General features: G+C 71.2%; 16 protein-coding genes and 1 pseudogene. 8 read left to right on the top strand and 9 right to left on the bottom strand.

The features are described 5' to 3' along the window. Positions 1-116: 116 nt before the first annotated feature. The gene (mycP, locus tag E1166_RS03200; protein WP_132335623.1) at positions 117-1,361 is read left to right on the top strand and encodes a type VII secretion-associated serine protease mycosin; all 1,245 of its coding nucleotides are present in this window, start codon (positions 117-119) and stop codon (positions 1,359-1,361) included. A 146-nt stretch (positions 1,362-1,507) separates the two neighbouring features. Here mycP and E1166_RS03195 read toward each other — a convergent pair whose 3' ends face one another. Both E1166_RS03195 and E1166_RS03190 read right to left on the bottom strand, forming a co-directional pair. After that, positions 1,508-1,801: a WXG100 family type VII secretion target gene (locus E1166_RS03195; RefSeq protein WP_132335621.1), complete on the bottom strand. Its 294-nt coding sequence runs from the start codon at positions 1,799-1,801 to the stop codon at positions 1,508-1,510. Positions 1,802-1,828: 27 nt separating this feature from the next. Beyond that, positions 1,829-2,149, bottom strand: a complete 321-nt coding sequence (locus E1166_RS03190; RefSeq protein WP_132260967.1) for a WXG100 family type VII secretion target — start codon at positions 2,147-2,149, stop codon at positions 1,829-1,831. Positions 2,150-2,475: 326 nt separating this feature from the next. Here E1166_RS03190 and eccE point away from each other — a divergent pair. From eccE to rarD, 5 genes and pseudogenes are all read left to right on the top strand, one after another. Next, positions 2,476-4,237 (top strand): annotated as a pseudogene (gene eccE / locus E1166_RS03185) (type VII secretion protein EccE). Positions 4,238-4,308: 71 nt separating this feature from the next. Then, positions 4,309-4,686: a phage holin family protein gene (locus E1166_RS03180; protein ID WP_132260969.1), complete on the top strand. Its 378-nt coding sequence runs from the start codon at positions 4,309-4,311 to the stop codon at positions 4,684-4,686. Positions 4,687-4,950: 264 nt separating this feature from the next. After that, entirely contained in the window at positions 4,951-9,315 is a 4,365-nt protein-coding gene (locus E1166_RS03175) for a hypothetical protein (protein ID WP_132335619.1), read from the top strand. Positions 9,316-9,329: 14 nt separating this feature from the next. Next, positions 9,330-9,593 carry a hypothetical protein gene (locus E1166_RS03170; RefSeq protein WP_132335617.1) on the top strand — a complete coding sequence of 88 codons (264 nt, stop codon included), beginning with the start codon at positions 9,330-9,332 and terminating at the stop codon, positions 9,591-9,593. A 142-nt stretch (positions 9,594-9,735) separates the two neighbouring features. Then, on the top strand, positions 9,736-10,653 hold the full coding sequence (gene rarD, locus E1166_RS03165; RefSeq protein ID WP_132335615.1) for an EamA family transporter RarD: 918 nt from the start codon (positions 9,736-9,738) through the stop codon (positions 10,651-10,653). Positions 10,654-10,699: 46 nt separating this feature from the next. Here the strand turns inward: rarD and E1166_RS03160 are convergent, their stop codons facing one another. Both E1166_RS03160 and E1166_RS03155 read right to left on the bottom strand, forming a co-directional pair. After that, on the bottom strand, positions 10,700-11,407 hold the full coding sequence (locus tag E1166_RS03160) for a zf-HC2 domain-containing protein (RefSeq protein WP_132335613.1): 708 nt from the start codon (positions 11,405-11,407) through the stop codon (positions 10,700-10,702). Then, entirely contained in the window at positions 11,404-11,898 is a 495-nt protein-coding gene (locus tag E1166_RS03155) for a sigma-70 family RNA polymerase sigma factor (protein ID WP_243705987.1), read from the bottom strand. The genes E1166_RS03160 and E1166_RS03155 overlap by 4 nt, the downstream gene beginning before the upstream one ends. Positions 11,899-12,135: 237 nt before the next feature. Here E1166_RS03155 and E1166_RS03150 point away from each other — a divergent pair, with 237 nt between their 5' ends. After that, entirely contained in the window at positions 12,136-14,250 is a 2,115-nt protein-coding gene (locus tag E1166_RS03150; RefSeq protein ID WP_132335611.1) for a PhoX family phosphatase, read from the top strand. A gap of 105 nt (positions 14,251-14,355) precedes the next feature. On the opposite strand, the gene E1166_RS03145 is transcribed toward E1166_RS03150, so the two are convergent. After that, positions 14,356-15,138, bottom strand: a complete 783-nt coding sequence (locus E1166_RS03145; protein ID WP_132335609.1) for a helix-turn-helix domain-containing protein — start codon at positions 15,136-15,138, stop codon at positions 14,356-14,358. A gap of 156 nt (positions 15,139-15,294) precedes the next feature. Between E1166_RS03145 and E1166_RS03140 the strand changes: the two genes are divergently transcribed. Further along, a complete protein-coding gene (locus E1166_RS03140; protein ID WP_132335607.1) occupies positions 15,295-16,473 on the top strand; it encodes an MFS transporter in 1,179 nt (392 codons plus the stop codon). 34 nt (positions 16,474-16,507) lie between these two features. Here E1166_RS03140 and E1166_RS03135 read toward each other — a convergent pair whose 3' ends face one another. The 4 genes from E1166_RS03135 to nuoL all read right to left on the bottom strand — a co-directional run bounded on the left by E1166_RS03135 (position 16,508) and on the right by nuoL (position 22,851). Continuing rightward, positions 16,508-17,593, bottom strand: coding sequence for a polyprenyl synthetase family protein (locus E1166_RS03135; protein WP_132260977.1), 1,086 nt, complete (start codon positions 17,591-17,593; stop codon positions 16,508-16,510). Between the two features lie 90 nt (positions 17,594-17,683). Continuing rightward, the gene (nuoN, locus tag E1166_RS03130) at positions 17,684-19,237 is read right to left on the bottom strand and encodes an NADH-quinone oxidoreductase subunit NuoN (protein ID WP_132260978.1); all 1,554 of its coding nucleotides are present in this window, start codon (positions 19,235-19,237) and stop codon (positions 17,684-17,686) included. A 61-nt stretch (positions 19,238-19,298) separates the two neighbouring features. Beyond that, positions 19,299-20,831, bottom strand: coding sequence for an NADH-quinone oxidoreductase subunit M (locus tag E1166_RS03125; RefSeq protein WP_132335605.1), 1,533 nt, complete (start codon positions 20,829-20,831; stop codon positions 19,299-19,301). 61 nt (positions 20,832-20,892) lie between these two features. Beyond that, positions 20,893-22,851, bottom strand: a complete 1,959-nt coding sequence (gene nuoL / locus E1166_RS03120) for an NADH-quinone oxidoreductase subunit L (RefSeq protein WP_132335603.1) — start codon at positions 22,849-22,851, stop codon at positions 20,893-20,895. Positions 22,852-22,861: the final 10 nt, after the last annotated feature.

Here is a 22,861-nt window from a genome sequence, read left to right as displayed (position 1 = left end):
CGTACAACCTACAAGGTGAAGGCAAGATCACGGCGGGTCGACCGACGCCGGGCCACCCGCCGGTCCACCGGGCGCTAACATCCCGTTCCGACGTCGACACGATACGGAGGCGGTCGATGTATCGGCCCAGTGCGCGACCAGCGTCCGCAGCTCTGGCGGCGGTCCTGCTGACCGGGCTGCCCACCCTCGCCGTGTCGTCGGTCACCCCGGCCGGTGCGGCGGCGCCCGCCCGGGTGGCCGCGCCCCTCTGCTCGACCCCGCTCGCGCCGGCCCGCCCGGTCGCCGCCGTTCCCTGGGCCCAGCAGCGGTACGCCCCGGAGCGTCTCGCGCCGCTGGCCGACGGCGCGGGGATCACCGTCGCGGTCATCGACTCCGGCGTCGACCGCCGGCATCCACAGTTGGGCGGTCGGGTGCTCGACGGGACGGACTTCCTCGACCCGGGCGGCGACGGCAGCCGGGACTGCGCCGGCCACGGCACCGGAGTCGCCAGTATCATCGCGGCCGGCCCCGCCGTCGGGGTGGCCTTCGCCGGGCTCGCGCCGCAGGCCCGGGTGCTACCGGTCCGGGTCAGCGAGCAGCAGGTGGTCGAGGGGCGGGAGTCGGGGCGTACGGTCGGGGCCGCCGACTTCGCCCGGGCGATCCGGTGGGCGGTGGACCAGGGTGCCGACGTGCTGAACCTCTCCGTGGTGCTGTACGCCGACGACCCGGCCGTTCGGGAGGCGGTGGCCTACGCGTCGCGCCGGGACGTGGTGGTGGTGGCCGCCGCCGGCAACCTGCACGGCAGCGGTGACCCACGCCCCTACCCGGCCGCCTATGAGGGAGTGCTCGGGGTGGGAGCGATCGGGCCGGACGGCACCCGGGCCGACTTCTCCCAGACCGGCCCGTACGTCGATCTGGTCGCCCCCGGCAGCGACGTGCTGATGGCCGCGCCGGGACAGGGACACCACCGGGCGGAGGGGACCAGCTACGCGGCACCGTTCGTCGCGGCGACGGCAGCCCTGGTCCGGCAGTACCGGCCCGACCTGAGCGCCGCGCAGGTGGCGCAGCGCATCCTCGACACCGCCGATCCGGCACCTGGCGACAGTCGGAGCGACGAGTACGGCGCCGGCGTGCTCAACCCGTACCGGGCGGTCACCGACACCGGACCGGGATCGGCGGTGACGCCGGGCGGGCCGTCCGCGTTGCCGGCGGACCAGCCCGATCCGGCGCTGCTGGCCCAGCAGGCCCGGCGGGCGGCAGCCCGGGAACGCGCGCTGCTGGTGGCCGGGTTCACCGGTGCCGCGGTCGCGGCGGCGGTGCTGCTGGCGCTGGTGCTGCCCCGGGGGGCCCGGCGCGGCTGGCGCCCGGCCGGCCCCGCCTGACCCGCGCCCTGCGCCACGGCGGCCGCGCCGAAGGGTGGTCGGCGCAGCCGCCGTGGCGGACCCGGCGGAGGCCAGACGCCACCGCAGGGCAGGCTCCACCGGAGCGCACAGCCCGGTGGGGGGCAGAACTCACCGGAGGGTGGGGCTCACTGGAACAGGCCGGTGTTGCGCTTCTCGGTGTTGAGGTAGTCGACCGCCGAGTCGTCGACGGCGAACTTGATGTCGCGCAGCATCGCCTGGAGATCCTGTGAGACGGCGCGCCACCGCGCCTGCCGCTGCTCGTACGCCTGCTGCGCCTCGCCGGTCCAGGTGGCCACCAGTGGGGCCGCGTCCTTTTCCAGTTGGCCGAGCTGTGAGTCGAGCGTGTTCAACGCTTTCTGGATGTCCGCGCCGGCCTGTTGGAGCGCGGCGAAGTTGACGACCAGGACACCGTGGTCCATCGGATGTTCCTCCCCCTCGATCGGTGGTTACAGCGGCAGTTGGATGCCGCCCCGGTTCGTGCCGGCGATCCGGCCGGCGGCCTCGGTGTCCGAGACGTCGTACTGCTGGCCCGCGGTGCGGATCGCCGAGGCGGTCTCCCGCAGTGCCCGCTGCAACGCGGCCTGATCCTGCGACCACTGCTGCTTGACCTGCTCGAAGGAGCGCCCACCGGCGCCCCGCCATGCCTGCTGCAACACCTCCAGCTCGGCCATCAGGCCGCTGAGCATGCTCTGCAGCGACTGGTCCACCTGCTCGAACTTCGCGGCGGTCTGCTGCATCACCGCGGCTTCTGCCTGGGTCTGCGACACCTTGGACGTCACCTCGCCTTCCCGGTTGTGGCGAACCGTCGGCCTGTCCATCGTGGACCTGAAGAGCCGGGAGCAGGCCCGGCGGCCGCGGTCGGCCGAACTCGTCGCTGACGGTAGCGGTCAGATAGCGGTCGTGCTACCCCCCGGCGCTCCCCTGTGGACGACGCGAAGCCGGTCCGGCTCTTACCATGGGTCACGCCCCCGTCGCGCTGCGGCAGAGCAGGCGCGGTGCCGGGTTGGCACGTCGAGTGCGGAGGAGGCACGGTGACGGCGAGCACGACCGGAGAACCGGTCCGGGTGGTTTCCCGCCCGCCGGTGCCGGGGCGGTGGATCGGCGCGGGCCGGTCCGGCACCGCCGTGCGTGCCGGTCAGATCGTGGCCGCCCAGCTCGCGGTGGCGCTGGTCGTCGCCGCGTCCGGCCGGGGTCCGGCGCTGGTCGGGCTCGCCCTGCTGACCGCCGGTCTGATGGTCGTTACCGCCTGGGTGCGCTGGCGGGGCCGGTGGCTGTTCGAGTGGCTGATCACCGCCGCCGGGTACGCCGGCCGGCGGCACGTGTCCCCGCCGGCCGGCGGTCCGAATGCCCTGCTGGACCTGGTGCTCCCCGGCGCGGCCGTACGCCCGGTGGAGCTGGCCGGGGAACCGGCCGCCGTGGTCGACGACGCCACCGGGCTGACCGCGGTGCTGGAACTGGGCGACCCCGGCGACCTGCTGGGCGATGCCCGGCGGGCACTGCCCACGCCCAGCGCGCTGCTGCCGCCGGCCGACGGCGAGCATCCGCCGGTCCGGATCCAGTTGCTGCTGCACGCCGCGCCGGCCCCCGCGCCGGTCACGGCCGGCGGCACCGCGGGCACGTCGTACCGGCAGTTGACCGGGGGCCGGCTGCCGGGGCAGGAGCGGGCGCTGCTCGCCGTCCGGGTGTTGCGGGTCGACGGCTGGCGCGACGAGGAACTGCGGGTAGCCCTCTCCGGCACCGTACGCCGGATCGTCCGACGCCTCGGCCCGGCCGGGGGGCGACTCCTCGGTGAGCATGCCGCGCTGCGCGTACTCGGGGAACTGGCCCACCACGACGGCGCTTGGCCGACCCGCGAGACCTGGCAGGTGGTCTGTGCCGGCGGGCTGCTCCAGGCCAGCTTCCGGCTGCGCCGCTGGCCCGACCCGCACGCCGAGTTGGGCCGCCGGCTGGTGACCCGGCTACTGGCGCTGCCGGCGACCGCGACCAGCGTCGCGCTCTGCGCCGGCCCGCGCACCGGCGCCGACACCGCCGGGATGCCAGCGGAGCTGACGGTACGGCTGGCCGCCTGGACGCCCGACGAACTCGCCCTGGCCACCCAGGCGTTGGCTCGGCTCGTCGCGGACGCCGGGGGCGAGGTACGCCGACTCGACGGCGATCAGCTCGACGGGCTGGCCGCCACGCTGCCGCTCGCGGTGGCCGGCGCTGCGGTGGCCGTCGGTCCGGATCCTGAGCCGCTGGAACTGTCGATCGGGGGCGGCGGGCTGATGGTCGGCGCCAACCGGCACGGCGGTGCGGTCACCGTGCGGCTGTTCCGCGCCGAGGGCACCCGGCTGGTCCTCGTCGGCGGGGTCCGCGCGGCGCAGCTGCTGGTCCTGCGGGCGATGGCGCTGGGCGCGCGGGTGGCCGTACAGACCGGCCGCCCACGGGTGTGGGAGCCGTTCGTACGAGGGGTGGGCAGCACCGGTGGCGGCGTCGCGGTGCTGCCGCCGGGGCGCACGGTCGGCGGTGGCCCCGGCTCACCGATATGCCCGGTGCTGCTGGTGGTGGACGCGGGGGCGACGCCGACCGAACCGACGCCAGGGCCGGCCTGGCAGGCCACCCTGGTGGTACGCGACGAGCTGACCGCCGCCGACGTGGACGTCCTGGGCCGGGCGGACCTGGCGGTGCTGCAACCGCTGGACCCGCGGGAGGCGGCGCTGGCCGGGGCCGCGCTCGGGTTGGGCGGGTCGGCGGAGTGGCTGACCCGGATCCGCACGGACATGGTGGCGGTGGTGAACCGGCGGGCGTTGCGCTGGGCGCTGCTCTCCCCCACGGCGATCGAGTCGCAGCTGATCGGCCGACCGGGGCGGCGCTGAGGCCGGCGGTCATCCGCCGGCGGCCTGCCCAGAGGGTTCCCACAGTGGATCTCCCGTGACACCATCCCTGCATGAAGGGCATTTTCATCCGGCTGGGTGCCACCGCCGTCGCGTTCTGGTTGGCCACGCTGCTCATCCCCGGCATCTCCCTGGATTCCAGCTCGGCGGTCGACACGGTCGTCACGCTGCTGCTGGTCGCGGTGATCTTCGGAGTGGTCAACGCGGTACTCCAGCCGATCATCAAGACCGTGGGCTGCGGGCTGTACCTGCTGACCCTGGGGCTGATCGCGCTGGTCGTCAACGGCCTGCTGTTCCTGCTCACGAGCTGGATCGCCGGCGAGGCCGGGCTGCCCTTCCACGTGGACGGCTTCTGGCCGGCCGCCGTACTCGGCGCGCTCTTCGTCGGCATCGTGACCTGGATCCTGGGCGCGGTCCTCGACCGGGACTGAGCGCACCGGGGCGGCGACTGCACCGGGGCGGGCATACGGGTCACCAGTCACCGCAACAGCCGTTGGGACCGCGCTGCTCGGCTCGAACCGAAGAGCCAGGACGGCCGTTGACGGCAAGCAATAAGCCCCATTTGTCGGGTCACACCAATCGCCCTACGCCGATATTCTTGTCGGGCACCTCACAGTGAGCGCCGGTCATCTCTCTCTGCGTGCACCGAAGCAGGCTCACGCCGGCAGGAAATAATCGAAAAAGGGTGAATGCGCATGGAACGACGGGCCATCGTCTCTGCCATCGGAGCGTGGACCGCCTTTGCGGCGACCGCCTCCCTGCTGGGAGCGCCACCAACCGGCGCACACGCGGTACCGCCCATAACCCCGGCTTCCGTCGTCACACCGCCCGCGTCCGAGGCCAGGGCGCTCGCCGAGTCGGAGGTCACTCCCGCGGAGCGGGCCGAGGCACTCGGCGAGGACTGGCAGAAGTCGACCGACATCGCCTGGACGACCGCTGGAGACGACACCGGCTTCCATCTACTGATGGCGCCAGCGGCCAGCGGCTACGCCTGGCGCACCGTCGCCACACTACGTGAGGCCGGCATCGAGACCGACCGTTGGATCGGCAATGTCTGCCTGACCGAGTCCGGTCGTAAGGCGGTCGTCGTCTATGCCCCCCGCAGCTTCACCAACCGTGATCAGCTCTTCGACCGCGGTGCATTTACCGCGGTCGTCGACACCACCACTGGCGCTGTCACGAAACTGCCGGTCCGCGGTTCAATCGCCTACTTCGATCCAGGCTGCGGTGCTGGGGAGCGGGCGGTGATTACCCAGGCCCGCGGTGAAGTGGACCCGTCTGGCGCACCACCCGCGACCCGTCTGATCGCAATCGACGCGTCTACCGGCGAGGTGGTCCGCTCACACGAGCTACCCGGTCAGGTCACCTCGGCGGTACCCGCACCGGCCGACCGGATCGTCGCCGCGAACGGGGCAAGCCTGGTCTCGATCGACACCAGGGGTCGCCGTCGCACCCTCACCCGGACCTCGTCTGTTCCGTTCCGGCTGACCATCGATGGCGAGGGCGGCCTCGTGTACCTCGACCCCGGCACCCGTACCAGCACCCTGCGCCGCCTCGCGCACACGGCCGCAGCAGGCCGGCCAGTGACTCTGGCCTCCGGTCCGGTGGACCGACTCGATCTGAGGCCGGGCACCGGGCTTCGGGCGTTCGTCCTCGGAGAGGCGAACGTCACGGGTCGCCTACCAGCCGGGGCGAAACGCCTCGAGGTGCCCGCCACGTCGGAGCCGTCCACGGGCGGTGGGCTGGCAATTTTGCACTCGTCTAGGCCCAAGCCCAGTGCCGGCACCGACCCGCTGCCCAAGGCGTACGTGGACGCGATGACCAACCCTCATGCCTCGGCTTCGGGCACCCCCGATACGCTCACCCTGTCGACCCGTGTGCTGACCACCGGCCGTCAGGCGTCGTTCACGGTGCAGCCCGGCGTGCGGCCGGCGCCGCTGCTTTCCGATGGCTCGGCCCCGCACCCGCTCAACGCGGCACCGGCCGCCAATGCGCAACGTACCCGTGCCGCCTCCACGTCCTCACCGACCGACCCGGTTGACACCGACGCATGGTGCTCGGTGGCCCGCAACGACGCCCGCACGCAGACCTACCAGCCCACCGCCCGGCAGGTCGAGTGGGCGGCGGACCAAGCCGTGGTCGGCAACCTCAACCTGGTTCGGCCGTTGAATTGGAAGGGGTCCGGGCTTCCGTCCTACCAACCGCAGAAACTGTTCCCACCGTTGGCCCTGACCGACGGGGGCCGAGTCCCAGTGCAGATCTTCCTCGGCATCCTGGCGCAGGAGTCGAACCTCTGGCAGGCGTCGGGCCAAGTCAAGTCGGGCAGCACCGGCAACTCACTGATCGGTAATTTCTACGGAAGGGACACCTACAACAACGACGCAGGAGACGACTGGGTCATCAACTTCGCGGACAGCGATTGTGGGTACGGGTTGACCCAGATCACCGACGGCATGCGCAAGCCCGCGCACCCGAAGCCCGATGAGGTCATCCTCAGCACGACCCAGCAGCGCGCTGCGGCGCTGGACTACACGGCCAACATCGCCGGCGGCCTACGCATCCTGCAGTCCAAATGGAACCTGCTCAAAGCAAAGGGGATGCTGCCCAAGGACCGGTTCGACCCGAAGTGGCTGGAGAGCTGGTTCATGCCCGTTTGGGCGTACAACTCCGGCTTACAGCCCAATGCCGCCAACGGCAACACCTCCGGCTGCGACCCCGGGCCGACCTGCACCGACGCGCAGGGTAACTGGGGTCTCGGGTGGCACAACAACCCGGCGAACCCGAAGTACCCGCCGAGTCGCCTGTTCTTCAACGAGGACCCGCACGACGCCGCCCACCCGCAGGACTGGCCGTACCCGGAGAAGGTGATCGGTTGGGCCGCGTACTCGATCTCAACCGTCGACGGACCGGGCTTCCGACCGGCATGGTGGGTGACCGCACTCGACCGCCGGGCGGCGCAGCCGCCCCGGGGCTTCTTCTGCTTCCCCCAGGAGAACAAGTGCGACATCAACCACAGTGTCACCCCCGACGACCCCTCCGTGGTGGGTGAACCGGCCGGCCCATGCCTGAGCAAGAATGCTGCAGGCAAGTACGACCTGCACTGCTGGTGGCACTCGTCGATCGCCAACTACCGGGACTGCTCCTCCGGCTACTGCGGCAACGAGCTGCTGCGCTTCGACACCACGTACCCGGAACAGCCAGACGGCACGAACGACGAGCCCAACTGCTCCACCGCCGGGCTTCCGGCCGGCGCCAAGGTGATCGACAATTTGGCAGACTCGGTGCCCTCGATCCGCCGCCTCAACGACGGGTCGGCCTGTACCCGTCCCGCCTCGGCCGGCACGTTCGGCCTGATTTTCAACCGGGACGGCGCCGGCATGTTCCGCTCGAAGGTTGACTTCCACCAGCGCGGCGTCGGATTCGGCGGACACATCTGGTACAGCTTCACGCACACCCCAGACGGCCAGGGCACTCCCTTCGGGGTCACCGGCAAGTGGACGCTCAGCAGCGCAGTCAACGGTCCGGCCCAGATCCTGGTCCATGTGCCGAACACCGGCGCCCAGGCACGGGTACGTTACGACATCAAGACCGCCAGAGGCGTCCGGTCCCGTATGGTCAGCCAGGACAGCGCGACGAACCGGTGGGTGTCGCTGGGCGCGTTCCTGTTCAACGCGCCACCCGAGGTGACTTTGAGTAACCTCATTGACGGTGGCACCGGAGACGAGCCCGTCGCCTGGGACGCGATTGCGGTCGTGCCGATTTCCGGCACGTACCAGGAGAAGACCGTGGACGCCGTGGCTTACTTTGACGAGAACCAGGACATCAACACAACTGCACCGACCTCCTGGGCGGACACTCCGCTCGCCTCGCATCAGTCGCTTTACGACTGGGCGATGCAGATGTCGCTGCCACTCACCCGGATGCCCGTGTGCACTGGTAGCGGAAACGCGACCTGCGTTACCCCGAAGCTGCGCAACGCAATGCAAACCTGGCAGAACTGGGTGATTGCCTCGGGTACCAGTGCCACTTCCCACCCGGCTGGTTCGTCCGTGGCGGCGTGGATCAACTTTGCGAACAAGTACACCCAACGACCGACCACCGACAGTATGCCGGCGCACTTCCAGACCGACGACGCGAGCTTCAAGATCCGCGCTCAGGCGCAGGTATCGTTCGTCAAGACCGCCGACGGTAAGATCGTGCAGGGCAGCGAGTCGGTCGCCTACAGCCACCGGACCGCGGACACCCACCTGCCGGACTTCGTCCTGGAGACGTTCCGGGCGATCAACGCGGACTACGGCGTCCCGCTGCCCGACCTGTCGTACCGGCTACCGGACCTCAACACCCATGATGGTGTCGTCCGGCTAGCAGAGCCGCAGAAGGACGGAGTCCTGCCGGGGCGGGCGTACTCCTTCGCGGGCAAGAAGCCGACAGTGACCGACCTCAATGGCAATCCCACCACCGACGGCAACTGCGTCGCCGCCTTGTTCACCGCCGGCGGATCGATCGGGTATCGGCCGGCGTTGGGCACCTCGGTGTCGGCCAACTACCGTACGTGGAGCTCTCGCGTGAGGGGCGACTCGCGGGTACCGCCCGAGGTGGACGTCCTCGTGGAGAACATCTACAACCTGTTCTTCAAGGACGGGACGACCGGGTCGATCTTTGGCCAGTCCCCGCCGATTTGGCAGGAGCTGAACTTCCGCTACTGCGCCGACGGTTCACTCCGGAAGAACAGCGACCGACCGATCCTGCGGGCCAGCCTGATGCCCAGTCAGTACCTCTACGCCGACGGCAAAGCAATCAACGCCGACGGTGCCGCCCGAACCAGCGCGGCACCGCTATGGACAGGGGACTTCGCCGCCTTCAGCCGAGTGCCGGACCCCAACGTCGACTCCCCCCTGTGGCAGAACCCGTACGGCCCCTGCGGAGCCACGACCAACAAGAGTGGCAACCCGTGGGACATCACGGCGCTGCCGCCGGCCGATCCGCACGTCAACCCGTCCAGGGTCCACTTCTGCGTCGACCGTAACCTGACCGGCGACCCCGACTACAGCAGTCAGTAACCGAGAGGTAGCCCATGGTGATCACGGGTATCGCACTGGCCTGCCTGTTCGTCGCGATCGTCTGGACGGCGGCGGCATCGGTACCCATACGACGGCCGGCAGTGCAGTTGTCCTACCTGGCCCTGATGGTGGCGGCATCGGTGGCGCTGGTGGTGTGGCTGGTGGCAGGGCAGCGCGCCCCCCTCGCCCTCCCGCTGATCATCTTCGGTTGGGGTGGCGCTATCGCGCTGGTGCGGCTGGTGCTGCTGGTGATCCGAAGCCGCACCGCCGACCGATGAGCGAATGCCACGGTCACCCGGGCCGGTGGAGAAACCCCACCGGCCCGGCGCGGCCGGTGCACCAGGCGCAGTGGAACTGGCGAGTGGTGAACGAGGTCACCGGAAAGGATCCGATCGGCTCACCGGGCCTTACGGTGGAGGCGTGAACCAGACGCGACTCGGTTACCTCTACGGCTTCGGGGCGTACCTGACCTGGGGTTTCTTTCCGGTCTACCTGAAGCTGCTGCGCCCCGCCGGCCCGGTGGAGATCCTGGCCCACCGGATCGTCTGGTCGGTGCTCTTCGTCGCGCTGGTGCTGGCCGCCATGCGCAACGTCGGCTTCCTGCGGGCGCTGGTCCGCCGGCCCCGGACGCTGGCCGGGGTCGGTACGGCGGCGGCGCTGATTGCGGTCAACTGGACCGCCTACATCTACGGGGTGAACTCCGACCGGGTGGTGGAGACCGCCCTGGGCTACTTCATCAACCCGCTGGTCGTGGTGCTGCTCGGCGTCTTCGTGCTCCGCGAGCGGCTGCGCCCGGCGCAGTGGGTGGCCCTGGGCGTCGGCGCGCTCGCGGTGGCGGTACTCACCGTCGACTACGGCCGGCTGCCGTACCTGGCGCTGACCCTGGCGTTCACCTTCGCCGGGTACGGGCTGGTCAAGAAGCGGCTCGGACTGCCCGCCGCGGAAGGGTTCTTCGTCGAGTCCGCGGTGCTGGCACTGCCCGCCCTGGCGTACCTGGGCTGGCTGGCGGCCCGGGGCGGGTCCACCTTCGGCCACGTCTCGGCCGGGCACACCGTGCTGCTGGCGCTGGCCGGCGCGGTGACCGCCGTCCCGCTGCTGCTCTTCGCCGGGGCGGCCAACCGGTTGCCGCTGACCGGGCTGGGCATGCTCCAGTACCTCGCCCCGATCCTCCAGCTCGGCTGCGGTGTGCTGCTGTTCCACGAGCCACTGCCACCGGCCCGGCTGGCCGGTTTCGTCCTGGTCTGGGCGGCGCTGATGATCTTCACGGTGGACCTGCTGCGGCAGGGGCGCCGCAACCGGATCGCCGCCCGCGCCCCGGCGCCGGTCGCCGCCGGTTGACCCACCGGCGCGCCCCGAGCCGGCCGGGACCGGCCGGGGGCGACGCTCAGCGCACCTCGTAGTCCAGGACGGTGGTGCCGTCGGCGCGGATCAACTCCAGCCGGACCAGCTCCGCGTCGGTGAACCGGGTCGCGCCGGTGAGGCGGACGTCGTCGCCGGGGCCCGCCAGCCAGGAGGCGATCTGTTCGGTGGCGTCGTCCGGGCCGTACGCCACCAGCCGGAAGGTGTAGGCCTTGCCGTAGCCGGCCGTGGCGTCGTACCCGCAGTGCATGGTGATCTCGGTGCCCCACTTCTTGCCGGTCAGCCCGATTTCCGCGTGCACCGCGGGAGTCTTCGCCGACACCGGCGCCATGGAGACCATGCGGATCGCCTGCACGGTCGGCGTCGGCGTCGGACCAGGGGCCGGACGCAGCACGGTGGCCCCGCCGAAACCCACCACCACCGCGAACCCGGCGGCGACCAGCGCGGTCAGCGCGTACCTCAGCCGGCTGGCGGAGCGTTCCCGGCGGCGGCGCCTGCGCGCCACGGCGAGCAGGTCGGGCACCCGGTCGATCTCCGGCGGCGGAGGCAGGAACTCCGCCAGGTCGGTCGGGTCGAGCCGCCCCAGCAGCCCGGGCAGCACGGCGATCTCGGCGACCGCCTCCCGGCACTCGAAACAGCCGGCGAGGTGACGCTCGTAGGCCGCCCGGTCCGCCGGGGCGAGAGCGCCCAGAACGTACGCGCCGTCGTCGAACGCGAACTCGCAGCGGGTCATCCGGTCACCCCCATCTCAGCCAGGACCAGCCGTAGTGAACGCAGTGCGTAGTGGGTGCGGGACTTGACGGTCCCCGCCGGCACGCCCAGCCGGGCAGCCGCCTCGGACACCGAACGCCCCTGGTAGAAGCACTCGACGAGCACCTCGCGGTGGGTCGGGCTGAGCCGGTTCAGCGCCTCGGCGACGGTCCACGCCTCCACCGCGCGCTCGGCCTCGTCGACCGTCTCGGGCGGCTCGGGCAGTTCCTCGGTGAACACCTCACCCACCCGGGTGGACCGGCGCCGCCACGCGTCGATCGCCAGGTTCCGGGCGGTGGTGAACAGCCACGCGCGGACCGAACCGCGACGCGGGTCCAGCGACTCCGGATGGCGCCAGGCCCGCAACAGGGTTTCCTGCACCAGATCCTCCGCCCGGGTCCGGTCGCCGTTGACCAGGCGGAGCGCGTGCGCGTACAGCGCCTCGGCATGCTCGTCGTGCAACGCGCGCAGCAGTTGGGCATCGTGGTCGCTGACGGTGATCACCTCGCTCTGCGCGCCGGGTCGGACGGTGTGGGGTCCGCTTGTGGATACGCGCGACCCCACCGATCGGTTCATCCGCTCCCGCTGTTCACATGAGGTTCACACTCGCGCCGAGGCCCGCTCACCGCGCCCTGGCAGCCTCCGGCCGGTACGCACGTCCACCCGCTGTTCCGGCCGTGCCAGTGAACCTGCTTCCAGGAGGCTTCCCCGATGAGCGACCGTCCCCGGCTGCTCCCGCTGCTGGGCACCCCCCGGCACGGCAGCCGCGATGCGATGACCTGCCTGTACCGGTGCGGCAACGCCTGCGACCACCCCGTGCCCAACACCTCCGACAACGCGTACTTCGGCGACATCGTCTCCGCCGAGGTGAACCGGCGCGGCGTGCTGTCCGCCGGGGCCGTCGGTGCCCTGGTCCTCGGCTTCGGCACCGCCGCCGGCGCCACCGGCGGATCGGTTCCGGCCGCCGCCGCGCCCGCCGCCGCCGAGGTGACCGGCTTCCGCCGCCCCCGTCCGCCCGCCGGCACCGGAGCACTCACCTTCAAACCGATCCCGCCGAACAAGCTCGACACCCTGGTCGTGCCGAACGGGTACGACCACTCGGTGGTCATCCGCTGGGGTGACCCGGTCGTCCCCGGTGCCCCCCGGTTCGACCTGCGCAACCAGACCGCCGCCGCCCAGGCCAAGCAGTTCGGCTACAACAACGACTTCGTCGGGGTGCTGCCGCTGGACCGGCGTGGCCGGCGGGCGCTGCTCGTGGTGAACCACGAGTACACCAACGAGGATCTGATGTTCCCCGGCTTCACCAGCATGGACGCGCTCACGGTGGAGCAGTTGCGGGTGACCATGGCCGCGCACGGCATGTCCGTGGTGGAGCTGGAGCGGGTCGACGGCACCGGGCAGTGGCGTCCAGTCACCCAGGGCCGCCGTCCGTACAACCGGCGGGTGACCGCGCTGGCCACGAAGTTCGACCTGACCGGACCGGCCGCCGGGTCGGCCTGGTTGCGTACCGCCGCCGACCCGAAGGGCCGTACGGTCGTCGGCACGCTGAACAACTGCGCCGGCGGGGTCACCCCGTGGGGCACGGTGCTCTCCGGCGAGGAGAACTTCAACCAGTACTTCGTCGGCGGCGACGCCGTGCCGGAGGAGGTCAAGCCGAAGCTCGCCCGGTACGGCATCACCACCACCGCCCGGTACCCGAGCGGCAGCCGCAGGTGGGAGCGGGCCGACGAGCGGTTCGACCTGGCGAAGCACCCGAACGAGGCGAACCGCTTCGGCTGGATCGTGGAGATCGACCCGTTCGACCCGGAGAGCCGCCCGCGCAAGCACACCGCGCTGGGCCGGTTCAAGCACGAGGGCGCCAACGTGATCGTGGCGCGCAACGGTCAGGTGGTCGCCTACATGGGCGACGACGAGCGCTTCGACTACCTGTACAAGTTCGTCTCGGACAAGAAGTTCATGCCGGGTGACTCGTGGGTGGCCCGCAAGCACAACCTGACGCTGCTGGAGTCCGGCACCCTCTACGTGGCGAAGATCGAGCAGACCAGCGCCGCCGAGATCGACGGTTCCGGCAAGCTCCCCGCCGACGGCGCGTTCAACGGCCGGGGGCGGTGGATCAGGCTGGTCAGCGGCACCCGCTCGTACGTCGACGGGATGACCGCCGCCGACGTGCTCACCTTCACCCGGCTGGCCGCCGACAAGGTCGGCGCGACCAAGATGGACCGGCCGGAGGACGTCGAGGCGAGCCTGCTCACCGGCAAGGTGTACGTGGCGCTGACCAACAACACCGACCGGGGCAAGCCCGGGAAGGCACCGGCCGACGAGGCCAACCCGCGCAACCTCAACAAGCACGGCCAGATCCTGGAGCTGGTCGAGGACCGCGCCGACAACACGGCGGAGACCTTCGCCTGGTCGCTGCCGATTGTCGCCGGCGACCCGACCGACCCGTCGACCTACTTCGCCGGGTACGACAAGACGAAGGTGTCGCCGATCTCCTGCCCGGACAACGTGGCCTTCGACGCCGCCGGAAACCTGTGGATCTCCACCGACGGCAACGCGCTGGGCAGCAACGACGGTCTCTTCGCCACCCCCGTGGAGGGCCCGGAGCGGGGCCACCTCAAGCAGTTCCTGACCGTGCCGGTCGGTGCGGAGACCTGCGGCCCGTTCATCACCGAGGACAACCGTTCGGTCTTCGTGGCGGTGCAGCACCCCGGTGAGCTGACCGGGGCGAGCGTGGAAAAGCCGGCGTCGACCTGGCCGGACGGTGACTACGCCAAGCCGGGTGTGGTGGTCGCCTGGCGGCTGGACGGCGGCCCGATCGGCAGCTGACGTTCCCCTCCGGTGGCCTACCCCGGCCACCGGCCGACGGGCCCCGCTCTCCGCCCGGGACGGGGCCCGTCGGCGTGTCGGTGATCGGCCGGGCCGGGCGGGAGGTCAGGTGTCGGCGGTGATGATGTCGGCGAGGGACCGGGCGACGGTCAGCAGCTTGGCCCGTACCACCCGGGCGGAGGTCATCATCTCGCTGGCCGGCAGCGCGCAGGCCAGCGCCACCCGACGTTCGATGTCCTTGTCCGGGGCGACCAGCACCGCCGCGCAGGCCACCCCCTGCCGGAACTGCCCCAGCTCCAACTGCATGCCACGGCGTTCCCCGGCGGCCAGGTCCGCCTCGAACGCCTCCACCGTGGTCAGGGTGGCGGTCGTGAACGGGCGCATGCCGTACTCGCGCAGGTAGCGGAAACGCTGGTCGGGGGTGAGCGTGGCGAGCAGGCTCTTGCCGAGCGCGGTCGCGTGCGCGCCCTCGTCGAAGCCGGGCACCAGCTCCTCCAGGTGCGGCGAGCGGACGCCCTCGGCGACCGCGGTGACCGCCACCTGCCCGCCCACGAAGCGGCCGAGGTAGTGGCTCCAGCCGGTGTCGGCGGCGGCTCGGCGCAGCGTCTCCCCGACCGCCGGCGGCCCTCGGAAAGCGGTTACCAGCTCCCGGTACCGGTCGGCGACCTCCAGCCCGACGATGTAGGTGCCGTCCTCCCGGCGAATCACGTAACCCTCGTACGCCAGAGTGCGGACCAGGTGGTAGGTGGTGGCGACGGTCAGCTCGCACCGCCGGGCGATCTGCTTGACGGTCAGCCCCTTCGGGGCGCGGCCGACCGACTCGAGCACGCGCAGGGCGCGGGAGACGCTCCGGATGAGATCCGAAGGCTCCGCCAGGGGGTCGCGCACAACCACCTCCGCAGCCGGGGACTTACACCATATGAAAAAACGCCCAGGGACGGAACGCCCGTTCGGGTCGAGAATGCCAGACCAGCGTGTACGTGACGGGTATCGCTGCGCCACGTCGGGCGGTCGGAAAGCAGACTCACGTACGTTGGCCGCACCATGACCGACACCGACCTCACCTCATCCACGCACCGGCCCGAGGTACGCCCGCTGCGCGCCGGTGCCGGCGCCGTCGCCACCACCATCGCCTGCGTGCTGCCGGTGTTCCTGGTCGGTGGTCTGGCCGTGCAGATGGGCGACGACCTCCATTTCTCCCCGGCCGGGCTGGGGTTGGCCGTCGCGGTGTACTTCGGCGTCAGCGCGCTGGCCTCGGTCCCGTCGGGGCGTCTCGTCGAGCGGTACGGGCCGGTCACGGTGGCCCGCGCCGGCATCCTGCTCGCCGCTGCCTGCCTGCTCGCCATCGCGACGTTGGCCCGCTCGTACCCGGTGCTGGTGGTCCTGCTGGGGTTGAGCGCGGCGGCGAACGCGCTCGGTCAACTCGCCAGCAACGCGGCGCTGGCCCGGCACGTCCCGGCCCGCCGGCAGGGGCTCTCCTTCGGCGTGAAACAGGCCGCGATCCCCGCTTCCACCCTGCTGGCCGGCGCGGCGGTACCCGCCATCGCACTCACCGCCGGGTGGCGTTGGGCGTTTGTGGCCGCTTCGGTCGCCGCGCTGGCCACCCTGCCCGCCGTACCCCCGGGCGACGCCGGGCCGAAACGGCGCGCCGCGTCGGCGCGCGGCGGGCGGGCCACCGCGGCGCTCGTGGTGGTGGGGGTGGCGGCGACCCTCGCGGCGGCTGCCGCGAACGCACTGGGCACCTTCCTGGTCGACTCTGCGGTGGCACGTGGTCTCGCGCCGGGGCTGGCCGGGCTGACCCTCACCCTGGGCAGCGCGGTCTGCGTGACCGCCCGGGTGGGTGGGGGCTGGCTCGCCGACCGGCGTGCCGAGGGGCACGTCGCGCTGATCGCCGGAATGCTGGTGGTGGGCGCGGCCGGGTTGGGTCTGCTCGCGGTGGCCGGCACGGTGCCGCTGGTGGTGGGCGTGGTGCTCGGTTTCGGTTTGGGCTGGGCCTGGCCCGGGCTGATGAACTTCGCCGTGGTCAAGCTGCATCCGCAGGCTCCGGCCGCCGCCACCTCGATCACCCAGACCGGGGTGTACGCGGGCGGCTGCCTCGGCCCGCTCGGGCTGGGCACCATCGCCGCCGCCTTCGGCTACCCGATGATGTGGTTGGCCGCCGCCGCGGCCATGCTCGCCGCCGCCGCCTTCATGCTCACCGGCAGCCGCCTCCTCGCCCGCTGAGCCCGCGTCCGGCCAAGCCGCGCGCCGGGGGCGGTCAGCCGGTGCGGTCGGCGATGTGGTCGCAGAGCGATTCGAGGGCCCGGCGGGCCGGGCTGTCCGGCAGTGGGGCGAGTTGCGCCCGAGCGCCCTCGGCGTAGCTGCGTACCGTCTCCCGGGCCCGCTTGAGCGCCGGCGACTCGCGCAGCAGGCCGAGCGCCTCGGCGTGCAGCGCGTCGTCGACCAGCGGGCCGGTGGCCAGGATCTCCCGCAGCCGCACCGAGGCGGCATCCGAGTCGTCGGCGGCCCGGGCGTAGAGCACCGGCAGGGTCGGCACGCCCTCGCGCAGGTCCGTCCCGGGTGTCTTGCCCGACTGCCGCGACTCGCTGGCGATGTCGAGCAGGTCGTCGGAGAGCTGGAAGGCCACCCCGATGGTCTCGCCGTAGCCTGCCAGAGCCTCGGTGTGCGCGACCGACGCGCCGCCGAACATGCCACCGAAGCGGGCCGAGGTGGCGATCAGCGAGCCGGTCTTCTCCGCGATCACGTTCAGGTAGTGGGCGATCGGGTCCTCGCCGGCGCGAGGGCCGACGGTCTCGGCGATCTGGCCGTGGACCAGCCGGGCGAACGTGCGCGCCTGCAGCCGGACCGCCTCGGGGCCGAGGTCGGCGGCGATGTCTGCGGCCCGGGCGAAAAGGTAGTCGCCCACCAGGATGGCCACCGAGTTCGTCCAGCGGGAGTTGGCGCTCGGCGCACCGCGCCGGACGGCTGCCTCGTCCATCACGTCGTCGTGGTAGAGCGTCGCCAGGTGGGTGAGTTCCATCACCACCGCGGCCGGGATCACCTGCGGGGCCCCCGCGTCACCGAACTGGGCGCCCAGTGCCACCAGCAGCGGCCGGAATCGCTTCCCGCCGGCCTCCACCAGATGCCGCGCCGCCTCGGTGACGAACGGATCGGCGCTGGCCACGCTGGCCCGCAGCTCGGTCTCGACGGAGTCGAGCAGACCCAGCACGGACGACTCGACGTGCGGGTCGGCGAGATGAACGCCGAGCGCGCCGATCTGGCCCGTGCCCGCCCGGCCCCGACGACCGCCGGAACCGACCGCCTCTGAACGCTCGCCAGCCGGATTCACCACGCCCTCAACCATGCCACACCCGTTCGACCTGCTCCGGGGCGGGGATACGGCCCGGGGCCGGTGCGCCACCGCGCACCGGCCCCGGATCCGAGGAACGACGGTTCACCTGACGAACGTCGCGGCGTCTGTCGCCAGATCGAGCAGCGGCGCGGGAAGCACCCCGAGCACCAGGGTGGCCGCCACGCCGATCATGAGCGCGGTGGCGGTCAGCCCACCCGGCACGGTGACCGTCGGGGTGCTGTCCCCCGGCTCGGACAGCCACATCATCACCACGACCCGCAGGTACGGGAACGCCAGCACCATGCTGGTCAGCACACCGGCCACCACCAGCCACGCCTGACCGCTCTCCAGGGCGGGACCGAAGACCGCGAACTTGCCCATGAAGCCACTGGTCAGCGGGATACCGGCGAAGGCCAGCAGGATGAAGGTGAAGACGCCGGCGTAGAACGGCGAGCGGCGACCCAGCCCGGCCCAGCGGGACAGGTGGGTGGCCTCGCCGTCCGCGTCCCGGACCAGGGTCACCACGGCGAACGCGGCCAGCACCGAGAACCCGTACGCGGCCAGGTAGAACATCGTGCCCGCGACGCCCGCGCCGGTGGGCGCGAGCACACCTACCAGCAGGTAGCCGGCGTTGGCGATCGACGAGTACGCCAGCAGCCGTTTGATGTCGGTCTGGGTCACCGCCAGCACCGCGCCGACCAGCATGGTCAGCACCGCCACCACGCCGAGGATCGGGGTGAAGTCCCAGGCGGCGTCCGCGAACGCCACGTGGAACACCCGCAGCAGGGCCCCGAAGGCGGCGACCTTGGTGCAGGCCGCCATGAAGGCGGTGACCGGCGTCGGGGCGCCCTGGTAGACGTCCGGCGTCCAGACGTGGAACGGCGCGGCGGCGGCCTTGAACAGCAGGCCGATGGCGAGCAGCGCCATGCCGGCGAAGAGCAGCACCGGGCTGGCCGGCGAATCCTTCACCGCCGCGTGCACGGTGGCGAAGTCGACGCCCGCCGCCCGGTCCGGCATTCCGGCGGTGAAGCCGTAGACCAGCGCCACACCGAACAGGAAGAACGCCGAGGCGTACGCGCCGAGCAGGAAGTACTTCATCGCCGCCTCCTGGCTCAGCAGCCGCCGACGGCGGGCCAGCGCGCAGAGCAGGTAGAGCGGCAGCGAGAAGACCTCGAGCGCGATGAACATGGTCAGCAGGTCGTTCGCCGCCACGAAGATCAGCATGCCGCCGACGGCGAAGGTGGTCAGCGGGTAGACCTCGGTCGCACCGTTGCTCCCCTCGGCCTGCCGCCGGTCGTCGTCCGACTCGGCGGTCACCGCGGCCTGGGCGACGAACGCCCCGCCGCGTTCCACCGAGCGCTCCCCGATCAGCAGCAGCGCCATGGCGGCGAGCACCAGGATGGCGCCCTGGAGGAACAGCGTCGGACCGTCGACGGCGATCGCGCCACCGATGGTGACCAGCCGCTCGTCGGCGTTGAACACCACCATCACCAGTGCGCCGAGCACCGCCACCAGGGCGAGTGAGAGCTGCGTCAGGTGCCGGTGGCGGCGCGGCACGAAGGCCTCGACCAGCACCCCGAGCAGAGCCACGCCCAGCATGATCAGGATCGGGGAGAGCGCCGCGTAGTCGATCGACGGCAGTTTCAGCTCGGTCACTGGTCTGACCTTTCGTTCGCGACTGCGGGGCTCACTCGCTGCGCTCGTTCACTCCTCGCGCTCACCGGCTAGCCTCCTGGACGCTGCCGACCTCAGGGGCGGGATCGGTCTTGCCGACGTCCTGCATGGTCGCCTGGACGGCGGGGTTGATGACATCGGTGACCGGCTTCGGGTAGAAGCCGAGCAGCAGGACCAGGGCGATCAGCGGGGCGACCACGACCTTCTCCCGCAGGCTCAGGTCGCGGCGCATCGCCTCGATGCCGGTCAGCTCCGGGTTGAGGGTGCCCTGCGTGGTGCGCTGTACCATCCACAGCACGTACGCGGCGGCCAGGATGATGCCCAGGGTGGCGATCACCGCGACCGGCTTGTTCACCGTGAACGTGCCGATCAGCACCAGGAACTCGGAGACGAACGGTGCCGTGCCGGGCAGGGCCAGGGAGGCCAGGCCGGCGAAGAAGAGCACCCCGGCCAGCAGCGGCATCAGCTTGCCCGCGCCGCCGAAGTCCTTGATCAGCGCCGATCCCCGGCGGGCGATCAGCATCCCCACCACCAGGAACAGCAGGCCGGTGGCGAGCCCGTGGTTGAGCATGTAGAGCACCGCGCCGGTGCCGGCCTGGGTGGTGAAGGCGAAGATACCGACCCCGATGAAACCGAAGTGGGCGATCGAGGTGTACGACACCAGCCGCTTCAGGTCGGACTGCCCCACCGCCAGCAACGCCGCGTAGATGATGCCGATCAGGCCCAGCGCCAGCGCCCACGGCGCGAACCACTTCGACGCCTCGGGGAACAGCGGCAGGCAGTACCGCAGGATGCCGAAGGTGCCGACCTTGTCCAGCACCCCGACCAGCAGTGCGGCGGCGCCCGCCGGGGCGGCCCCACCGGCGTCCGGCAGCCAGGTGTGGAAGGGGAAGAACGGCGCCTTGATGGCGAAGGCGAGGAAGAAGCCGAGGAACAGCCAACGCTCGGTGCCGGTGGAGATGTCCACCTGGGTCAGCGTCTGCCAGTCGAGGGTCTTCCCGCCGACCACCCAGAGGCCGACCACCGCGGCCAGCATGAACAGACCGCCGACGAGCGAGTAGAGGAAGAACTTCACCGCCGCGTACTGCCGCTGGTGGCCGCCGTAGCTGCCGATCAGGAAGTACATCGGCACCAGCATGACCTCGAAGAACACGTAGAACAGGAAGACGTCGGCGGCGGCGAAGACGCCGATCATCGTGCACTCGAGGACGAGCAGCAGGGCGAAGTAGACCGGCACCGACCGCTTCGAGGACTCGGCGTCGTGCCAGGACGCCAGGATCACCAGCGGCACCAGCACCGCGATCAGCATCAACATGACCAGCGCGATGCCGTCCGCGGCGAAGGTGAAGTTGACCCCCCAGGTCGGGATCCACGGGTACGACTCACGGAACTGCAACCGGTCGCCGTCGACCTGGAACGACACCCACATGACCACGGAGAGCGCCAGCACCAGCAGTGACCAGCCGAGCGCCACCTGCTTGGCCAGCTCGGGCCGCCGCCGGGGCAGCAGGACCACCACCAGCGCACCGACCAGCGGCGCCACGGTGAGCACCGAGAGGAACGGGAAGTCGGACATTATTCGGCCTTACCTCCGTCGTCACTGCGCGGTCCGCCGACGACGGCCGCCTGAAGGTCGATCACGCCAACCACCCCGCCTGTACGGCCAGGAACGCCGCCACCACCAGCAGCGCGCCGGTGAGGATGGACGTCGCGTACGACCGGACGAAGCCGGTCTGTAGCCGGCGGAGCCGGCCGGAGCCGCCACCGACCGCCGCCGCCAGGCCGTTGACCAGCCCGTCGACGCCCCGGTTGTCCAGGAAGACCAGCGCCCGGGTGAGGAAGATACCGGGCTTCTCGAAGACCGCCTCGTTGAAGGCGTCGGTGTACAGGTTGCGCCGGGCGGCGGTGACCAGCACCCCGGCCGGCTGCGGCTCGGTGGCCGTACCGGCCCGGAACAGCATCCAGGCCAGCCCCGCGCCGAGCACCGTGACCAGCAGCGAGAGCACGGTGATCACGACGTGCGACAGGACGGCCTCGTGCCCCTCCGTCTGGCCACCCAGGCCGGCGGTGGCGGTCAACCAGTCCGGCACCGACGTGGCGAGCAGGAAACCGGCACCGACCGACCCGATCGCCAGCAGGATCAGCGGGATCGTCATCAGCTTCGGCGACTCGTGCGGGTGCTCGATGTCCTCGGTCCACCGCTTCGGTCCGTGGAAGGTGAGCACGAACAGCCGGGTCATGTAGAAGGCGGTCAGCCCCGCACCGAGCAGCGCCGCGCCGCCGAACAGCCAGGCCGTCCAGCCCTCCCGCTCGAACGCGGCCACGATGATCGGCTCCTTGGAGAAGAAGCCGGAGAAGGGGAACATGCCGATGATGGCCAGCCAGCCCATCATGAAGGTGATCCAGGTGACCTTCATGTACTTCGACAGGCCGCCGAAGCGGCGGATGTCCACCTGGTCGTTCATGCCGTGCATGACCGAGCCGGCGCCGAGGAACATGTTGGCCTTGAAGAAGCCGTGCGCCAGCAGGTGCACGATGGCCAGCGCGTACGCCCCGCCGCCCAGACCGACGCCGAGGAACATGTAGCCGATCTGGCTCACCGTCGACCAGGCCAGCACCCGCTTGATGTCGTCCTTGGCCGCGCCGATGAGGCAGCCCATCAGCAGGGTGACCGCGCCGACACTGACCACCACGAGCTGGAGCGTGGCGTTGGCCGAGAAGATCGGGTTCGAGCGGGCGATCAGGTAGACGCCGGCGGTGACCATGGTGGCGGCGTGGATGAGCGCCGACACCGGGGTCGGGCCCTCCATCGCGTCCGGCAGCCACGCCTGGAGCGGGAACTGGCCGGACTTGCCGCACGCGCCGAGCAGCAGCAGCAGGCCCAGCACCAGCACGGTGCCGCCGGCCAGCCCGCCGACGCCGGTGAAGACCTCGTCGTACTGGGTGGTGCCGAGGGTGGCGAACATGATGAAGATGCCGATCGCCAGGCCGGCGTCACCGACCCGGTTCATCAGGAACGCCTTCTTGCCGGCGGTGGCAGCGCTCGGCCGCCCGTACCAGAAGGAAATCAGCAGGTACGACGCCAGACCGACGCCCTCCCAGCCGAAGTAGAGCATCACGTAGTTGTTGCCGAGCACCAGCAGCAGCATCGCGGCGACGAACAGGTTGAAGTACGCGAAGAACCGCCGCCGGCCCTCGTCGTGCGCCATGTACTCGACCGCGTAGAGGTGGATCAGGAAACCCACCCCGGTGATCAGCAGGACGAAGACCGCGGCCAGCGGATCGAAGAGCAGCCCGAAGTCCACTCTCAGGTTGCCGACGGCGATGAAGTCCCAGAGGCTCAGCTCGACGGACTTGTTCTCCAGGCCGCGCAGCTGGAGGAAGGAGGCCACCCCGAGCACGAACGCGACGCCGATCGCGGCCACCCCGAGCCAGTGCCCCCAGCGGTCCGCCCGCCGGCCGAGCAGCAGCAGGATGGCTGCGCTGACCAGCGGAATCGCCACCAGCAGCCAGACGCTGCTCAGCAGACCGCTGGCCGCCGCGTAGGTGACGGCACCGGTCGGCTCTGCCTGGGCGTACGTCAGAATGTGATCCACCGCAGGGCCC

Source organism: Micromonospora sp. KC213 (assembly GCF_004348325.1).
In the GTDB taxonomy this organism is placed as follows: Bacteria; Actinomycetota; Actinomycetes; order Mycobacteriales; family Micromonosporaceae; genus Micromonospora.
The sequence above is the reverse complement of the archived record's forward strand: the minus strand, read 5'-3'. Positions and strand labels throughout refer to the sequence as shown.